Genomic DNA, 13,463 nt, shown 5'->3' on the forward strand with positions numbered 1-13,463 from the left:
GTTCGTTTGTGGACTCTTCAAGAATCCCCCGGCTTTTAGCCGTGGGGAGTATCAAAAAACAGTATATTTCTGTGAGGTGCAGTTTCAAAAAGATGAATTTCTCTATCATCGAGTGTTTGCGGAACTGTTTCTGTTTTTAGACCAAAATCCATCCACTTACGATTGGTACGCCGTTATTATCTATCCCAAGCGAAGCTTAGAACCAGATGAAACCAGACTTTATCAGGTTTTGCTACAAAGTTCTAAAGTACAGCGCGTTTATGTCGATGAATTAGACTCAACAGCTGATCAATCTTTGGGTATTGGGATTGTCAAGTTAGTGGTAGAACCAGAAGAAAACGCCGTCAATCGCGCTAGAAAACTCATCGACCAAGCAAAGCAGGAAATTGCAGACAGATTGTCTAGCCAAGCAATAATAGATTTAATCGAGACAATTATAGTGTACAAATTGCCCCAGTTGAGCCGTCAAGAGGTCGAGAATATGCTGAAATTAAGCGCACTCAAGCAGACTAGAGTTTACCAGGAAGCATTAGAAGAAGGACGAGAAGAAGGACGAGAAGAAGGACGAGAAGAAGGTCGAAAAGTTGGGATCACAGAAGGTAAGTTAGCTGCTGTTCCGCTGCTGTTAAAAGCTGGATTGACTGTAGAACAAATCGCTGAACAGCTTCAGCTTGATTTAGAAGCAGTTAGGCAGATAGCGCAGCAACAGTCGTGAAGTAGACTACAACTACAGCCATAAATAACCCAAAGGTAACATTCATGAATCCAATTGTTGAAATCAACGAAGATGGTGTGCTGCATTTGCCCTCCAAAATTCTTGAGGCGATAAAGCCCAACACACGCTTTGTGGTTGAAGTGAATAATGGTAGGTTAATTTTACACCCACAGAGCAACCCTCAACCATTCTGGGTAACTGCCACATCTGAAGAACGGGCTGAAGGTTTAATGCAATGGGTACTCAGCCACAAGGAGGGTCCTAATTTACCCGATGAAGCATTGCGGCGAGAGAATATATACGAGTAATGGTTGCTTATCTTCTGGATACGAATATCTTGTTGCGGATGAGTGATGGAAACTCTCCTACCCATCTGCTTGCTGGTGAAGCAACTGCAAAACTCCTCATGCAAGCTCATCAAGTTTATATCACCAGTCAAAATATTATTGAGTTTTGGGTTGTCGCTACCCGTCCAGTTGAGGTTAATGGTTTGGGGTTGAGTGCTGAACAAACCCGTACTGAGGTAGAGCAAATTGTGAGTCAGTTTCCACTGCTTGAGGAGACTCCGCAAATATTTATCAATTGGTTGAATTATGTAACTGCTAACAACGTGATGGGTAAGCGTGTTCATGATGTCAGGTTAATCGCTGTCATGTTAGCACATGGGATAACGCATTTATTGACTTTCAACATTGACGATTTTAGGAATAAGGAAGGGATTGTGATAGTGCATCCACAAACATTAATCACAACTGAGTGACAAATTTCCAACAGTTAAGCCGTCAAGAGGTCGAGAATATGCTGAAATTAATGCCTACTAGGAGGCTCCGCCTCCCTATAATTATATTGAGGCGGAGCCTCAAGTTATGCATCCCTTCCCAGAGGCAAGGAACGAGAAAAACTTTACTTTTGATTTAAGGGCTTCGTAGTAAGCATTTTAGCGCTAAAGCGCTTACTACATATGTATTATTTCAGTAATCGCAGACCACTTAGGGTGACAATCACAGTAGAACCTTCGTGTCCAATCACCCCGATGGGTAAGTTCACACTTCCAAGAAAATTGCCAATTAAGAGCAAAACAATGAACCCCAAAGCAATGGTAATATTCTGCTTAACGATCGCCTGCGCTCTTTTACCCAAACGCATCGCTGCTTCTATTTTCTCCAACCTATCCGCCATCAGTACTATATCTGCGGTTTCCAATGCGACATCACTGCCAACTTTGCCCATCGCAATACCTACAGATGCTTGAGCTAAGGCTGGGGCATCATTGATACCATCCCCCACCATTGCCACGGTTTTATACTCTTGCTGTAAACGACGGATAACATGAAGCTTATCTTCTGGTAACAGTTCTGCATACACCTTGTCAATGCCAACTGCTTGGGCAACGCTGTGAGCAGTTCGCTCGTTATCACCAGTTAACATCACAATATGTTCAACTCCCAGCTTTCTCAAGCGGGCGATCGCTCTTGCTGATTCTGCTCTAATAGAGTCTGCGATCGCAATCACACCCAGCACCTCTTCTCCTTGTGCAACCCAAACGACCGTTTTTCCTTCCTCCTCTAAGCCGCGAGCCGATTCCTTCAATTCATCCGGTAAATTTATCACATACTGCTGGACAAAATCCGCTTTCCCCACAATCACCTGTTGGTGTGACCCCACCCCGCCTGCGGCTCCCCTCCCCGCAAGCGGGGAGGGGTTGGGGGTGGGGTTCTGCATACCCACAATTCCCTGTCCTGGTATAGCTTTTACCTCAACTGCTCTCGACCAATTTAAATCACGAGCCGCCTGCACAATAGCTTCGCCGATGGGATGTTCGGAACTGGATTCTACAGATGCAGCCACCTTCAACACATCTTGCTCCGTGTATCCACCAAGATGAATGACCTTGAAAACCTGCACCTGTCCCGTTGTCAAAGTCCCTGTTTTATCAAAGGCGATCGCTCTTACCTTACCCATCATTTCCAACTGGGCACCATTTTTGAACAAAATCCCTTGTCTTGCCCCATTGGCAATTCCAGACAGCAGCGTTGGCATAATTGCAGCCATCAGCGCACAGGGAGAAGCGACCACCAGGAAGGTAAGAGCACGATAAATTGTTGTTTCCCAATCCCAATTTAAGACAAATGGCGGCAAAATTGCCAGCAATAACCCAGCTACCACAATAAAGCGCGCATACCCCCGTTCAAATCGCTCGATAAACTGTTGAGAAGGAGGTTCTTCTGTTTGTGCTTGCTCTACCAGGCGAATCACACGCTGAATCAAACTACTTTCCGGTGGTTGATGCACCTTGAGCTTGAGCGCACCATAGCCGTTGATTGTACCTGCAAAGACTTCCTCACCCACCGTTTTCTCTATAGGTAAAGACTCTCCTGTAATGGCGGCTTGATTGATGGTACTGAAACCAGAAACAATCACTGCGTCGGTGGGAATGAGTTCCCCTGGTTTGACAACAATTTCATCTCCTACCTTAAGCTGGTTGATAGGAACTACTTCTTCGCCTCCGGAACGCAAAACTGTTGCTGTGTCTTGTGTCAAACTCATCAAAGAGCGAATACTCCGCTCCGTCCTTTGCATAGCGTAGCCTTCCAACGCCCCACTAATGGCAAAGATCAGAATCAAGATTGCCCCATCAATAATTAAGTGGTACTCTCTTTGCCACAAGCCCAAAATAGCAGCACCCAACGCCGCCACAATCATCAGCAAATCTACATCCAGTTCTTTTTCTTTGATGAGGGTAGTCAGTCCCTCACGGGCGCTTTCATAGCCACCAATGACGTAAGCCGCGGGTAACAGCAGCAGCGCCCATCCCAAAAAATTAAGATGTAAGGCAAACCATCCCAGAAATAACAGCACTCCACAAAGGATTGCTGCTACAGCTTCTGTATGTTCTTTAGTAAATTGGGTTAAACGTTGTGGGTAGAGCATGAGAGTTAAATCAGCAGACACTCTCTCACGCTAAACCTTGACATTAATGTCAATGTCAAGGTTCTAGAGGAGTGAATTCGTGACAACTTAAGAAACCTGCGCTGATATCAAATGGTTAGTGGTCAGTAAACACCTTAATAAGAATTTTCACGCATCCCATTTTCATATCCCCGGTCATAAGCTGAAGAGTGGCGAGGGTTATCGTACTTCAGTCGTTCTTCGCCATCCCGCAAGCCCCTATCATACTCAGCCTGCGGTGGTTGGTAGCTATGATGGTGGGCTTTGACTTGGTTATTGATGAGAATCCCGGCTGCGGCTCCGCCTGCTGCAATTCCCAGCGCTTCTCCCACTGAGATTGCTTTGGCAGGTTTAGTAAATGCACTTAAGGCGGTAGTTGTTGTTAAGGCACAAGCAACTAATCCAACTAGTTGACGTTTCATAATCTTTGCTTCCTGTTGTTTCAAATTGTTGGAATAAGAGATAAAAGCATTAAATTGGCTTTAATATCGATAGCTGTTGATTTAAGGGATAAATTCACTGTAACTTTCTTGATAAGGAGTAAATCTCCTCGTCAATTAATCCGCTCCATGTGTGTCAATCCCTAGTGCTGAATAGCTGTGTTTTACCTGTTCCCAGAGTGCGTTAATTTGCTGGTACGACTCTTCTGGAGAGAGCTTACCATTAGTCTGTAAATTGCAGATGTAGCTGATACGTGTTGCAAATTCTTGTAGATTGGCGTTGAATGCTAAAGCTTCTAGTGTGAACTTACCATGATAGCGATGCAGAGGAAAAAGAAAGTTATTGTCTAATTGTTGTTTCATAACCCACCCCTTTGGCTGACTCAATTGTGTGGTCTTGACGTATCCTTATCTCTAAGTTTCGGTTTCTTCCAGCTGGTTTGGGGTGAAGATGGATAACTTAGCGAAAAACTTAAGGGTAAACTTAAGGTCTGGAAGCCTTCCTTCCAAACGGGTAGAGGGTCATTGTCCAAAAAACTGGACTTTGACGAAATCGAAGATCCATTTAGAGTTAACTATAATCGTCGTCTGCTTAAAATTTATGATGCAAGGGGCAATGTCATTGAGAATGACACTATGAAGTAAGAGAAAAAATGAAGCCAATATCTAAAAAATACCCCGATGTCGTCGGGGTATGCGGTGCTTTCTTGTATGCAGCGTATTCCAGTGTTGTATTGTATTTTGATTTGAGTCAAGCAATTTCACACCATCCCAAAGGCGTAAAATCTTAATTTTTCACAATTTACATAGCACTTTTCTTTGAAAGGGTGGGGAAAAATAGACAGTAGGCAAAAAGCTGGAATTGTTTACTACACCCCAAACTTAACTTCCACAAACAGCGTTAATAATTAATGACTGTCAAATACAAAAACCCCGACCAAGTCGGGGTTAACGGTGTTTGCCAAAACAGGTTTCCTGTGACGTTTATATTTTCCTCTGAAAACAAGTGATCGGACGCCCTCCAAAAGATATAAAGCGGAAATTTGTGATGTTGTATACATCTTACTCAAACTAATTTGAGTCAAAGCGCAAATTTGCTTAACATCTTGCGGCATTCTCAACTACTTATACCTAAGAGCAAACAACGCCGCTCATTTCGTGCAACTTGAATGGTCAACCGCTTAGTGAGCCAGAAATTCTTCCAAGCTTGGTACATCTACCCAAGTTGATGTGGCATTAGATTCATGGGAGAAATCCATCAATAACTGCGAATAAACCCCTTCTCGCAATGATGGAACTATCTCCTGCTTGCGTTCAATTCCTTGCACCCATTGGTCTATGACTCTAATAAACGCAGAAATGCGACCATCAGAGTAATTTTTGGGAAATAATAAGCGATTGGGAATTTCTATTTCCGTCAGCGGTTTTCCTGGTTGAGAACCCCAAACACGGAACCCATGTATGTAATCTTTTTGATTTTCACTTCCCAATACTAAAGTACCGCGATCGCCATAAACTTCTATCCAATGAGTACGCGATGCATGAACCACGGCACTGATGGAAACTTGGCAAGGTGTCCCATCCGCCAACTCTAACATCAATAGACACGTGTCATCCGTTTCCACAGGCTTGAATTCTCCAGTGTTGGGATCTAGTCGCTGGGGAATAGCGGTACTGAAATGGGCGTTTAATTTGCGTACAGGACCAAACAGCCAGTGAATATAATCAAAAGTGTGAGAACCCAAAGATCCCAATGCACCGCCTCCTTGGTCTTTGCGAGAATACCAGTTCCAAGGGCGTGTAGCATCAGCACGAGAAGAACCTAACCAATCTATTCTGATTAAGCGCTTTGAACCCACATAACCTTCTGACAACAGTTCAGAAAATAATTGCCATCCGGGTACAAAGCGAAATTCAAAGTCTACAACCGCGATCGCACCTACTTGCCCTGCTAACTCATATAGTTCTTTAGCTTCGGCTGCATTCATGGTTGTGGGTTTTTCTAGTAATACGTGTTTCCCAGCTTGCAGCACTGCTTTTGCTATTTCATAATGCAAAAATGGTGGTGTGGAAATGCTAACTGCTTGTACTTCTTGTAGTCCGACAATATCTGCTATCGTGTTACAAACGTGGGGAATATTGTAGGATTGTGCGATGGCTTTGGCTTTATCTAAATCTCGGTTATAAACAGCAACGACCTCTGTGTGAGGATAAGCCTGAAATCCGGGAATGTGGACTTTCTGACCAAATCCCGTACCAACAACTGCAACGCCAATCACAGCTAAATTAATTCCTTATAATGTGACTGTCTGAATTATACCAGTCTTGAGTGAAGCAAAATTATATTTCTAACTTATAGTTTTTCTCATTTCAAAAATCTAATTGTGAAAGGGTACCGATAATGTTGACCTTTGTAAGCCTTAATTGCTGCAATATTCACTAAAGTTAATTGTAATACCATTAGGACTGAAATAAATACACCAAGAGCAGTTATTAAATTATTAAAAACTGTTTCTAAATACTTTGCACTCACATTTGTCGTGACTGCAATACCACAAGTTATTAAAACCAGAAATAATGATGCAACTATTACAATGAGAGCATAAACTGTTAGTGATAGTTGAAAATTCAAAGATTCTTTTCCTTGGAAGTCAATCCAAGGGTATTGTGTTTTTTTCCAATGCCAAATTATCAATGGTCCCACAATATTCAAAAACGGCAAATATAAGGGAATACCGAGAAATAATAAGCTAGCTAGTGGTATCCACGACAAAGCCGAGAAATGGCACAACATTGCCCATATACGGATTTGTTGCTTGGGATTATCTCTCATGGCTTTTTATTTTGCGGTGGATTTGTTGAACAATTATCCACCGTATCATATACAAAAAAAGCCAAGCAAAATTTCAACTCAGAAGTTCTCGGTCTTAATTTTCGCGCTTTGTTGTAGTTTTGCAAGACTGTGGCTTCTGAAAGTGAGCGTGATAGCCTCTAGCAGGAAATCTGAGCAACTTACCACTTGGTCAGGCTGTTGCTGTCCCTCTGTTGTGAGAATGATAGCAATTACCCTCTGGTCATCCGCTGTTTCTGAATCAAGAAAAGCAAAGAACGCTAATTGAAAAGCAAACCACCTTGCTCACTAGCTTTTGAGTTAACCAAGGAAGCCGAGGGATGGAAACCCTTTTATCAAGCTATTATGCAGACTATAAATTATACAACGAAATTGAGCAACTTTAAACAGTTCTGCATCTATTTACTAGTTGTTCTTAATCAAAATCAAAACATACTAATTCTAAATACATGGGATTTGAAATTATTTCTTTCGCTACTAAGTAGCCAGCAATAGTCCAGGTTTGAAATTTTCTTGCTTCTTTGCCAATCAATCGACCATTCTTACCATCGTAGTATTCGGGCCATTCATCTCGCATTAAGCGATTTTCTGCAAGCTCAATGGCTTTATAGGCAAGTTCTAAACGATTGGTTTTTTGAGCCGCACCTACTAGTAACCAAAGTAAAACAGGCCAATTGCCACCATTATGATATGACCAAGCGATATTTTTTGGATCGCATCCGGTGATGAGTCTCCACTCCATACCTTCAAGTGCTGGAAAACAGATTTTCATGGGCATATATCCCACCAAATCACTCCAGCGTTGCTCAATTAAATCCATAATACACTCAGATTCCTGCTTGCTGGCAAGAGAAGTGATGATTGCCATGAGATTTCCTACAGTGAAAAACCGAAAATCCATGCGTCCAGGACCGAGATTACCTGCTAAATAACCTCCAGTTTCTGGAAGCCATTCAGTTAACCAAGTAGGAATTGAATCAGCATAAATATTGAATCGATTCGCTACTTCTTTGCCAAATTCATCACCCTTAAATCGATAAATTTCATTTAAGCGATTCAAATCAATCCAGTAGTATTGTCGCAGATGATAAGTCAGGCTTGCTAAACGTTGATTAACACCACAAATGCAAGAAGCATTTTCTTCATTAGCTGAAAGCAGTTCCTTAGATGCACGTAAAGCTGCATAGAACAGTACTTGAATTTCTAAAGGATGTTCGTAAACACCCATACGACGGTCAATCATAAAAGAGCCATCAGGAACCAACATCGTCGGATACATGGCAAACCGATGGACAAGACACATTTGTAAAATTAATTTGATTCCTTGTTGGAATTCCCTTTGATGAATAAGTGAAATATCACCTGTTGCTTTCACATATGCCCGCAGTAAGATAAGCCACCACAAACAGGAATCAACAGGTGGAACTTTAGCAATAGCATGTTCTCCAAAATCAGCATCTAAATATTCTTCTCTATCTTGTAGTTCAACTTTAAAGCTGGCTGGCATGAGTCCTGGACCCGGTTTAAAAGAGTCAATGTTTGGTTCATGACTTTGTAACGAAAGAGTTTCTATCAAAAAGTTGCGTACAATTTCTGGTTGGTTGTTGCTCAAAAAAGCTAATGCTGATAAGACAAAATCACGAACAAAACATTGGTCATAATTCAGCACGCTTAACCCCGGGTTTATAGCAGCTACTGTACCAATCGGACGACCATGATAATAAATAATGGATTTTTCAAGTAGTGTCCTAGCTTCTGACACTAAGTCATGCTTTTTCATAAAAAAATCGCCTTCTCCAAAACTAATACCCAAAGGGTTTCTACGTCTGTTAACGCTGATACTATCTTGAAGATTGTGCGTTACAGACTTTGTTCTAACTCACCAAAGCATTTACAAATGGCTCTTATGAATTCTGGTGCGTTACGCTCACTATAACGCACCCTATCTAGGGATGTAATTTGCCCATCTAAAGGAGTAGTGAATCACTCTAGAGAATGAGGAATTAGAAATCAATAAAATACTGCTTATGGTACTTGTTTGTTATGGAATAATGAAAAAATCTGTTAATTAAGTCGGCAGAAATAAAGTGAATTCGTTACGGCTGATGATTTAGAATTGCTATATTCGCTACAAACTTTTGTCATTTACAGTACTAAGTCCTGCTCAAATAACAATGACAATCAGGTTTCTCAATCAGTGATTCAACTAAAGAATTCAGGGCAGTAGCAGCTAATAATCCACCACCTAAAGTCCCTTGAATTGTGATAAAAGGCACGGATAATTGCATCAGTTGTCGCGAAGCCGCGGGAGCATGACTAAAGCCAACAGGCATACCAATCACTAACGCAGGAGCGATTTCCTGCTTTTGAATAGCTTTACATACAGACAGCAGCACACTAGGAGCATAGCCAATCACCAATATGCAATTTGGGGAAACTTGGTGTAATTTTTCGCGCCATTCCTGATGCTGCCAAAATGCTTTTTCTGCTTCTGTGGCTGTCGTGATGTGGGGGTTATCAATTAATGTTTCCACGCGACATCCCAAATGAGCTAATCTCGTCATATCTAAAGCAGCACCTACCGTTGGGATATCCACAACAACCTGACAACCTGATTTGAGGGCTTCACGGCTTGTGGCGATCGCCTGATCACTCAACCTGACAAACGACGCCAAACTGACATCTCCACAAGCTAAAACGAGCTTTGAAATCAGGTCTTGTTCTATTTCAGAACGGTGAGAAAGGTCTGGTAGTAAGCGTTGCAAGGATTCAGCAAAAGCTTCTGGATGAGCATGAACTTGAGCATCCAACCCACTCCAAAGTTTTTCCAGTCCTCCCAGTCCTGCCTTTGTTTCTACATCTAATAACTTCAGTTGTGCCAAGACTTCGGCTTGCATGATTTCACAATCGCGATCGCGCCCCAATAACCCTTCCAATGCAGATGCTGTTTGCCGCAATTGTGAAATTTGCTGCATCACTGCCTGATATTGTTGCTGAAGCTGCACCATTAAACTAGGAGTTGTATCGTTTGATGGTTCCACTTCTAGAATTTGGCGGATGTGGTTGAGTTGGAACCCTTGCTGCTTCAGTGCTACGATGCGTTGCAACCTGATAACATCATTCTTTGTGTAAAGGCGGTAGTTGCTAGGCGATCGCACTGGTTGAGGGAGTAACCCCAATTGATGGTAATGCCGCACCATCCGGGGAGTTACATTGCCTTCCACTGCTTCGGTCAGTTCTTTGATGGTTAGATTCTTACTCATTAGCTTGAACCAAAAGAAGCCCCACACCATACACTATATCTTGTGTTGAAACTAGCAAATCCCGCATTATCATCTGTTACAGCGATGTGGGGCTTCTGACCGCTACTAGCTAAAATCATGAGCCAAGAACTCCTGAACCTCAACTTCCTTCGTTTTGCTATCAAGGTAGTGCGGGAGGATGAGAACCCCTAGGCAATAGCTGCGGGGATGAAATCCGCTCGCGTTGGACTTTAGTCCGCAGTGTCTCTTAACCATTGCTCAACATATTCGCTAGCGCTTAATCCCTTCTTTTTAGCTAAATTTTTTAATTTATTCCACGAATAATCAGTAAGAGAAATCTCATGGCCTTTTTTTAACTCTGCGTAAAAGACAGGGTTATTTTTTATTCTTTTTATTCCTTTTCCTGTTGACATCTTTAGAAGTTCCGGGTAAACTAATCTGATACTAGCAAAGCAACAAAAGGTGAGTCAACTGTATCGGACTATTCCAGTTAGAGCAAACTTTAGCGACGAAGAATTAGCGTTTTGGATTAATCAGTGTGAACACGCTAATAGTTTGAGAAACTCAGCAATTTACCACACTAGACAAACTCATTACAGCAAACTTGAACAACAATCTGAGGCATTCACAACGTACTGGCATCGTGACGAATTGCGCTACGGTTGGAAGACCTACAAGTGCAGCACGACCTACCCAGAACTAGACAAGGTTCTTAAGGATAATCCACATTACAAAGCGCTTGCAGCACAGTCAGCACAACAAACGCTTAAAACTGTTGGTGAGTCAATAGCTAGTTATAACGGATTGGTTAACGCTTACTACAAAGGTGAGGTTGATAGACCATCATTACCAAAGTACAGAAAACGTGGTGGACTTGCGAGTGTAACCTTCCCGCGTCAAGCACTCAATTACAAAGATAGTTGTTTTTACCCATCAATTAGCCGTGATACCAAACCTCATTTGCTGACTGAGATAGCCCTGCAATTGCCTGAGTTCATAGATTCAGGCTGGGTTAAGGAAGTGACAGTGCGTCCTTGTTTTGGTCAGTTGTGGATTGATTGGGTTATTGATGATGGTAAGCAACCAGTTGACCATAACCCTAACCTTGATTACACCCAAGCTTGGAGTTTTGACCACGGCGGAACTAACTGGCTAACGGGTGTTTCGACTCGTGGGAAAAGTCTGATTATTGATGGACGCAAGTTGAAATCAACGAATCAAGGTTACTGCCGTTTAGTCGCAAAATACAAACAAGGAAAGTCCGATTTCTACTGGGACTCTAACCTTGACCGAGTACAACGCAAACGCAACAACCAGATGCGGGATGCCGTTAATAAAGCAGCACGGTTCATTATCAACCAGTGTCTTAATGACCGCATTGGTAATCTGGTCATCGGTTGGAACGATGGTCAGAAAAATGGTTCCAATATGGGCAAGCGTGGGAATCAAAACTTTGTGGTTATTCCCACAGGACGACTGATTAAAAGGTTGAAACAACTTTGTCCAGAATACGGAATTGTACTCACAATCACTGAGGAAGCATATACCTCAAAAGCGTCTTACCTGGATGGCGATAGCCTCTACAAGCATGGTGAAAAACCCGACTGTTGGAAACCGTCAGGTCAAAGGGTAAAACGTGGATTATACAAAAGCCGTGATGGTCACATCATCAATGCAGATTGCAATGGTGCGGCTAATATTGCCAGAAAAGTAGCCACACAGCTAAAACTTAATTTAGCCGAGGTGGGTAGGGCATCTTTGACAGTGCCACAACGAATTGATTTGTTTACGCGATTAAATAAATCATATCGTAAACGTTGCTACGGGGTGCTTCACCCAGTGCCAACATCAGTTTAGAATCCCCTTGCTTCCAGTGAGGGGAGATGTCAATATCATTGGACAGAAAATATAGTCATTTAGAATTGTGAAACTAACTCAACAGGTGCCTGTTTGGCTTTGTGCAGCTATCCTCATTTTTGGTTTGATAGGCTGTGATCGAATTTTTCCCTCTGGTGACTTAGTCCAAAGAGTTAGTGATGGCGATACTCTCGCGGTGAAAGACTCTAAGGGAGACAATTTCAATGTACGTTTTGCATGTGTAGATGCACCGGAAATTCCGCACACCAAAAAGGAAAAGCAAAGTAAAAGTTCCCTTGCTCTCGATCAATTTGATTGGGGTGCAAAGGCGCAAGAACGAGTACAGCAACTGGTGAAACAAGGAGGCGATCGCGTCAAATTGAATATTGTTGACAGCGATCGCTACGGGCGCAAAGTGGCTGAAGTCCGTTTGCCTGATGGGACTTTTATCCAAGAAGTATTAGTGCGTGAGGGGTTAGCGCTTGTTTACCGTTCTTATTTAAATAAGTGTCCGAGTAAAGACATCATTCAACAAGCCGAAATCCAAGCAAGAGAAAATCGGCGAGGAGTGTGGAGTGATTCTAAATTTGTCAAGCCTTGGGAGTATCGCAGCTTGTACAAGTAAATAGATTATCGCTACCAGTTTACAGCCGTTTTCTTGCGAGTGAGATAGAAAAATTGGACAAGTTAGCGAGTTTGAATGTTGGGAAGTTGCTCAGGTTCGACTGTTAATGCCACAGTCTGTCCATTTCGCCGAACGTCCATTTGCAAATTGCCGCCGACTCCAGCTTTGTCTACAAGCCGTTGAATCAGGTTTGCTTTTGTCACTGGTTCGCTATTGATTGCTTCAATCACATCACCTGCCTGCAGTCCTGCTTTTGCTGCTGGGGTACCTCTTCCAACAGAGACAACCAAAATTCCTTGGTCATTTTCAACTTGAATCTTGCTGTTGGGAGCATTGTTGATTTGCTGCCTAACTTGCGGGTTGAGAGCCACCATCTGGATGCCAATGTAGGGATGTTGAACTTGCCCTGTGGCGATGAGCTGCTGGGCGATCGCTTTTGCAGTGTTGATGGGAATCGCAAAGCCAAGCCCCTGTGCTCCCTTAAGGATGGCAGTATTAATGCCAATGACTTCACCTTTGGCATTTAACAATGGTCCACCGGAGTTGCCAGGATTGATTGCGGCATCAGTTTGAATAAAACCAACACGCTTATCCGGTATACCGATGTCTACGCTAGAGCGCTCAGTTCCACTAATGACGCCAACAGTTACGGTTTCTTGTAAACCCAATGGATTACCGATAGCGATCGCCCATTGCCCCTGTCGGACTTTATCTAGTGGGGGTTCGGGGGCTATAAGACCCGCGCTATAATCTTCGATTTAGC

The 13,463-nt window shown here is 42.8% G+C and carries 14 protein-coding genes and 1 pseudogene; 6 read left to right on the forward strand and 9 right to left on the reverse strand.

Annotated features, from left to right (window positions below; translation table 11 throughout):
- The 3 genes from AACT52_RS07075 to AACT52_RS07085 all read left to right on the forward strand — a co-directional run.
- The coding region (locus AACT52_RS07075) for an Rpn family recombination-promoting nuclease/putative transposase (protein WP_143173010.1) at positions 1-715 on the forward strand (715 nt) is incomplete at its 5' end.
- Between the two features lie 44 nt (positions 716-759).
- Positions 760-1,023 carry a hypothetical protein gene (locus AACT52_RS07080; RefSeq protein ID WP_073636408.1) on the forward strand — a complete coding sequence of 88 codons (264 nt, stop codon included), beginning with the start codon at positions 760-762 and terminating at the stop codon, positions 1,021-1,023.
- Complete coding sequence (locus tag AACT52_RS07085) at positions 1,023-1,475, forward strand: type II toxin-antitoxin system VapC family toxin (RefSeq protein ID WP_073636409.1); 453 nt, start codon at positions 1,023-1,025, stop codon at positions 1,473-1,475. The genes AACT52_RS07080 and AACT52_RS07085 overlap by 1 nt, the downstream gene beginning before the upstream one ends.
- 206 nt (positions 1,476-1,681) lie before the next feature.
- On the opposite strand, the gene AACT52_RS07090 is transcribed toward AACT52_RS07085, so the two are convergent.
- From AACT52_RS07090 to AACT52_RS07100, 3 genes are all read right to left on the reverse strand, one after another.
- Positions 1,682-3,646, reverse strand: coding sequence for a heavy metal translocating P-type ATPase (locus AACT52_RS07090; RefSeq protein WP_073636410.1), 1,965 nt, complete (start codon positions 3,644-3,646; stop codon positions 1,682-1,684).
- Positions 3,647-3,780: 134 nt separating this feature from the next.
- Positions 3,781-4,086 carry a hypothetical protein gene (locus tag AACT52_RS07095; protein ID WP_073636411.1) on the reverse strand — a complete coding sequence of 102 codons (306 nt, stop codon included), beginning with the start codon at positions 4,084-4,086 and terminating at the stop codon, positions 3,781-3,783.
- Between the two features lie 135 nt (positions 4,087-4,221).
- Positions 4,222-4,467, reverse strand: a complete 246-nt coding sequence (locus tag AACT52_RS07100; protein ID WP_073636412.1) for a DUF7219 family protein — start codon at positions 4,465-4,467, stop codon at positions 4,222-4,224.
- 290 nt (positions 4,468-4,757) lie between these two features.
- Between AACT52_RS07100 and AACT52_RS07105 the strand changes: the two genes are divergently transcribed.
- Positions 4,758-4,895, forward strand: a complete 138-nt coding sequence (locus tag AACT52_RS07105; RefSeq protein ID WP_198941118.1) for a hypothetical protein — start codon at positions 4,758-4,760, stop codon at positions 4,893-4,895.
- A gap of 390 nt (positions 4,896-5,285) precedes the next feature.
- Here AACT52_RS07105 and AACT52_RS07110 read toward each other — a convergent pair whose 3' ends face one another.
- The 5 genes from AACT52_RS07110 to AACT52_RS07130 all read right to left on the reverse strand — a co-directional run bounded on the left by AACT52_RS07110 (position 5,286) and on the right by AACT52_RS07130 (position 10,631).
- Positions 5,286-6,383 (reverse strand): Gfo/Idh/MocA family protein, encoded by a 1,098-nt coding sequence (locus AACT52_RS07110; protein WP_083630815.1) that lies wholly within the window; start codon positions 6,381-6,383, stop codon positions 5,286-5,288.
- Positions 6,384-6,469: 86 nt separating this feature from the next.
- Positions 6,470-6,937: a DUF4870 domain-containing protein gene (locus AACT52_RS07115; RefSeq protein WP_073636414.1), complete on the reverse strand. Its 468-nt coding sequence runs from the start codon at positions 6,935-6,937 to the stop codon at positions 6,470-6,472.
- Positions 6,938-7,370: 433 nt separating this feature from the next.
- Positions 7,371-8,735, reverse strand: coding sequence for a glycoside hydrolase 100 family protein (locus AACT52_RS07120; RefSeq protein WP_073636415.1), 1,365 nt, complete (start codon positions 8,733-8,735; stop codon positions 7,371-7,373).
- A 373-nt stretch (positions 8,736-9,108) separates the two neighbouring features.
- Positions 9,109-10,218 carry a precorrin-8X methylmutase gene (locus tag AACT52_RS07125; RefSeq protein WP_233154241.1) on the reverse strand — a complete coding sequence of 370 codons (1,110 nt, stop codon included), beginning with the start codon at positions 10,216-10,218 and terminating at the stop codon, positions 9,109-9,111.
- Positions 10,219-10,448: 230 nt separating this feature from the next.
- Positions 10,449-10,631 carry a hypothetical protein gene (locus tag AACT52_RS07130; RefSeq protein WP_073636417.1) on the reverse strand — a complete coding sequence of 61 codons (183 nt, stop codon included), beginning with the start codon at positions 10,629-10,631 and terminating at the stop codon, positions 10,449-10,451.
- A gap of 58 nt (positions 10,632-10,689) precedes the next feature.
- Between AACT52_RS07130 and AACT52_RS07135 the strand changes: the two genes are divergently transcribed.
- Together AACT52_RS07135 and AACT52_RS07140 are read left to right on the forward strand one after the other, a co-directional pair.
- Positions 10,690-12,075 (forward strand): RNA-guided endonuclease InsQ/TnpB family protein, encoded by a 1,386-nt coding sequence (locus AACT52_RS07135; protein ID WP_073636420.1) that lies wholly within the window; start codon positions 10,690-10,692, stop codon positions 12,073-12,075.
- Between the two features lie 64 nt (positions 12,076-12,139).
- Positions 12,140-12,700, forward strand: a complete 561-nt coding sequence (locus tag AACT52_RS07140; RefSeq protein WP_073636418.1) for a thermonuclease family protein — start codon at positions 12,140-12,142, stop codon at positions 12,698-12,700.
- 62 nt (positions 12,701-12,762) lie between these two features.
- Here AACT52_RS07140 and AACT52_RS07145 read toward each other — a convergent pair.
- Positions 12,763-13,413, reverse strand: a pseudogene (locus AACT52_RS07145) (trypsin-like peptidase domain-containing protein); the annotation flags it as partial.
- Between the last annotated feature and the right edge of the window lie 50 nt (positions 13,414-13,463).

It is taken from the genome of Scytonema sp. HK-05, from assembly GCF_963872035.1.
Taxonomy (GTDB): domain Bacteria; phylum Cyanobacteriota; class Cyanobacteriia; order Cyanobacteriales; family Nostocaceae; genus Kalymmatonema.

Coding starts and splice junctions, on each gene's coding strand:
- AACT52_RS07125 (WP_233154241.1), bottom strand. CDS start 10,218: ATGAGTAAGAATCTAACCATCAAAGAACTGACCGAAGCAGTGGAAGGC.
- AACT52_RS07115 (WP_073636414.1), bottom strand. CDS start 6,937: ATGAGAGATAATCCCAAGCAACAAATCCGTATATGGGCAATGTTGTGC.
- AACT52_RS07090 (WP_073636410.1), bottom strand. CDS start 3,646: ATGCTCTACCCACAACGTTTAACCCAATTTACTAAAGAACATACAGAA.
- AACT52_RS07095 (WP_073636411.1), bottom strand. CDS start 4,086: ATGAAACGTCAACTAGTTGGATTAGTTGCTTGTGCCTTAACAACAACT.
- AACT52_RS07120 (WP_073636415.1), bottom strand. CDS start 8,735: ATGAAAAAGCATGACTTAGTGTCAGAAGCTAGGACACTACTTGAAAAA.
- AACT52_RS07105 (WP_198941118.1), top strand. CDS start 4,758: ATGAAGCCAATATCTAAAAAATACCCCGATGTCGTCGGGGTATGCGGT.
- AACT52_RS07100 (WP_073636412.1), bottom strand. CDS start 4,467: ATGAAACAACAATTAGACAATAACTTTCTTTTTCCTCTGCATCGCTAT.
- AACT52_RS07080 (WP_073636408.1), top strand. CDS start 760: ATGAATCCAATTGTTGAAATCAACGAAGATGGTGTGCTGCATTTGCCC.
- AACT52_RS07130 (WP_073636417.1), bottom strand. CDS start 10,631: ATGTCAACAGGAAAAGGAATAAAAAGAATAAAAAATAACCCTGTCTTT.
- AACT52_RS07085 (WP_073636409.1), top strand. CDS start 1,023: ATGGTTGCTTATCTTCTGGATACGAATATCTTGTTGCGGATGAGTGAT.